Origin of the sequence: Actinotalea sp., from assembly GCF_041597215.1 — a bacterium.
In the GTDB taxonomy this organism is placed as follows: Bacteria; Actinomycetota; Actinomycetes; order Actinomycetales; family Cellulomonadaceae; genus Actinotalea.
Window position 1 is genome coordinate 1 of sequence record NZ_JBFHHB010000338.1, and the last position, 2,428, is coordinate 2,428.

General features: G+C 72.4%; 4 protein-coding genes and 2 tRNA genes. 2 read left to right on the forward strand and 4 right to left on the reverse strand.

Annotated elements, in window-relative coordinates; translation table 11 throughout:
- Nucleotides 1-170: 170 nt before the first annotated feature.
- The 3 genes from ABWK99_RS15670 to ABWK99_RS15680 form a co-directional block, all read right to left on the reverse strand.
- Nucleotides 171-243: transfer RNA gene (locus ABWK99_RS15670), tRNA-Lys, on the reverse strand.
- 59 nt (nucleotides 244-302) lie between these two features.
- Nucleotides 303-539: a hypothetical protein gene (locus ABWK99_RS15675; protein ID WP_372595617.1), complete on the reverse strand. Its 237-nt coding sequence runs from the start codon at nucleotides 537-539 to the stop codon at nucleotides 303-305.
- Between the two features lie 172 nt (nucleotides 540-711).
- Nucleotides 712-1,008, reverse strand: a complete 297-nt coding sequence (locus tag ABWK99_RS15680) for a co-chaperone GroES (RefSeq protein ID WP_372595620.1) — start codon at nucleotides 1,006-1,008, stop codon at nucleotides 712-714.
- A 104-nt stretch (nucleotides 1,009-1,112) separates the two neighbouring features.
- Here ABWK99_RS15680 and ABWK99_RS15685 point away from each other — a divergent pair, with 104 nt between their 5' ends.
- Nucleotides 1,113-1,580, forward strand: coding sequence for a peroxiredoxin (locus ABWK99_RS15685; RefSeq protein ID WP_372595618.1), 468 nt, complete (start codon nucleotides 1,113-1,115; stop codon nucleotides 1,578-1,580).
- Between the two features lie 35 nt (nucleotides 1,581-1,615).
- Nucleotides 1,616-1,696: transfer RNA gene (locus ABWK99_RS15690), tRNA-Leu, on the forward strand.
- A gap of 45 nt (nucleotides 1,697-1,741) precedes the next feature.
- Here the strand turns inward: ABWK99_RS15690 and ABWK99_RS15695 are convergent.
- On the reverse strand, nucleotides 1,742-2,428 hold a 687-nt coding region (locus tag ABWK99_RS15695; RefSeq protein WP_372595619.1), incomplete at its 5' end, for a CHAD domain-containing protein.

A 2,428-nucleotide genomic window follows, 5' to 3' on the forward strand; every position in this document is an offset into this window, starting at 1 on the left:
CGTTCTCCCCCACGGCTCCCGCGCCGACGACGACGACGTCATAGGTCCGCTGCTCTGCCATGGCTGCTCCCCGCTCGGTTGAGCTCCATCGTGACCCGGGGGCGGCCCGAGTGCCAGAGGGAAGCACAAAGGCCCCTGATCAGCGTTTCCGCTGGTCAGGGGCCTTCCTGTGCGCCATCAGGGACTCGAACCCCGAACCCGCTGATTAAGAGTCAGCTGCTCTGCCAATTGAGCTAATGGCGCGCGGTGCACGAGGTTAGCACCAGGTGGGCCCGGGAACGAAACCGGGCTCCTCGGGGCGCTCAGCGCTCGTCGGCGTCCTCGTCCTCGTCGGCGCTCTCGGGCTCGTCGCCCTCGTCCGAGGGCGCGTCGTCGGCACCCCACCAGGCGACGTCGGGCAGCCCCTCGTCCTTGAGGATCGTGGGAGAGGAGGGCCCGTGGGGGTCCGCGAGGTCTGCCAGGAGGGCGAGAGGGACGCCCTCCATCCGCAGGTGCATCACCCCTGCCGACGCCTCGTCCTCGTCCAGCGCGTCGGTCATCGCGGATTCCTCCTCGTGCGGGGCCGGGTCGGGGGTTGTGTCCTCGTGCGGGCTGGCGTCCACGACTCTCCCACCTCGTCCGTCCCACCTGCTCCTGCGCAGGAACTCCTGCAGTCCTCGTCGGGCCGATCATCGCTGAGCGGAGGCGCTGGCACAAGGCGGGCGCGGTCAGTCACAGGTAGAGCCCAGTTCCCTTGCCCTCGGCCTCGGGCTCGGCGACCCCGTGCAGGTCCCGCTCGCGCAGCAGGACGTGCAGCACGCCGTTGAGCTCCACCTCGGCGCGGTCCTCGGGGTCGAACAGCACCCGCTCCCCCGTCTCGACCTGGCGCACGTGCGGACCGGTGGCCACCACGCGCCCCCACACGAGACGCTTGCCCATCGAGGCGGTGGCGGGGATGACGATGCCCGAGGAGGACAAGCGCTCGGAGGACTCGTCGTCCAGGTGCACCAGGACGCGGTCGTGGAGCATGCGGATCGCCGGACGGGCGGTGGGGCTGGTCACGGGCAGGACGGTACCGGAGGTGACGGGTGCGACGGCTGGCTACGCTGTGAACCCGATCGAAAGGACTCCTGATGACCCGTCTCGCCGTCGGCGACCTCGCCCCCGACTTCGCCCTGACGACCGGCGACGGTGCCACCTTCCGCCTCTCGGAGCATCGGGGCCGCGGAGTGGTGATCTTCTTCTTCCCCGCGGCGATGACCCCTGGGTGCACGCGGGAGGCCTGCGACTTCCGCGACTGGTCCGGTTCGCTCGAGGCGGCCGGTTTCGACCTCGTGGGGATCTCACCGGACGGGCCCGCACGCCTCGCGGAGTTCGCCGAGGCCGAGGGGCTCACGTACCCGCTGGCCTCCGACCCCGAGCGGGCCGTCCTGGGCGCCTACGGCGCGTACGGCGAGAAGAAGCTCTACGGGAAGACGGTCGAGGGCGTGATCCGCTCGACCTTCGTCATCGACGGCGACGGGCGGATCCAGGTGGCCCGGTACAACGTGCGCGCCACCGGGCACGTCGCCTCGCTGCGTCGAGAGCTCGGCCTCGACTGACCTGCCCGGTCGCCAGGCCGTAGGCTCGGCGGCGAGCGCGAGTGGCGAAATGGCAGCCGCGCCAGGTTTAGGTCCTGGTGCCCTCGGGCGTGCGGGTTCGACTCCCGCCTCGCGCACAGCAGCCCCGTTCCAGCACTCCTGCGTGCGGGTCGTCGGCCGGGTCACCGGACCAGGGGCGCCCGCCGCAGGTGCGGAGCGATCAGGGGCCACTCGTCGAGCACGGCCCTCCGGGCATCGAGCTGGGCCACCTCATGGCGCCCCGCCTGCACCTCGAGCGCGGCGGCCGTCCGGCCGGCGCTCAGCTGCGCGATCTCCCCGAGCAGGGATCTGCCGACGACGCCGTCCTGCACCCGGCCGAGCAGGTCGGTGAGCCTGGCGAGGTGAGTGGCGGGCTTTCGCGCCGCCGGCAGGACAGGGGTGACCATCTCGGCCGCGTAGCGAGCCCGCTTCGCCAGGACACGTGCGCGGTGCCAGTCGCCCGGGCGCCCGTCGAGCTGCAGTGACTGCGTTGCGCGGCGCGCGCGGCGCAGCGTGTGGGCGAGCAGGTCCGGGACGACCTCGGCGATCGGCGCGTTCGCCCGCTCCGTCAACCGAGGCGCGACCGCGGCGTCGACGAGAGCGACCAGGAGCTCGACGTGCCGGGGGGAGGACAGGACGGACGCCGCCCTGTCGAGCGCCACACGCTCCTTCGCCCGCAGGGACTCCCCGACGGCACGACCTGCACGCTCGGCCAGCGGAGCGGGGAGCGTCGCAGCACCGGCGAGCAGCAGCTCGAGCTGGACCTCGAGGTCGCGCGCCTCACCCCAGGTGGTCGCCGTCTCCTTCAACCCGTCCCGCAGCCCGGTCGC

Excerpts from the sequence above, each read along its gene's own strand:
- ABWK99_RS15675 (WP_372595617.1), bottom strand. The coding sequence starts at position 539 with ATGACCGACGCGCTGGACGAGGACGAGGCGTCGGCAGGGGTGATGCAC.
- ABWK99_RS15680 (WP_372595620.1), bottom strand. The coding sequence starts at position 1,008 with ATGCTCCACGACCGCGTCCTGGTGCACCTGGACGACGAGTCCTCCGAG.
- ABWK99_RS15685 (WP_372595618.1), top strand. The coding sequence starts at position 1,113 with ATGACCCGTCTCGCCGTCGGCGACCTCGCCCCCGACTTCGCCCTGACG.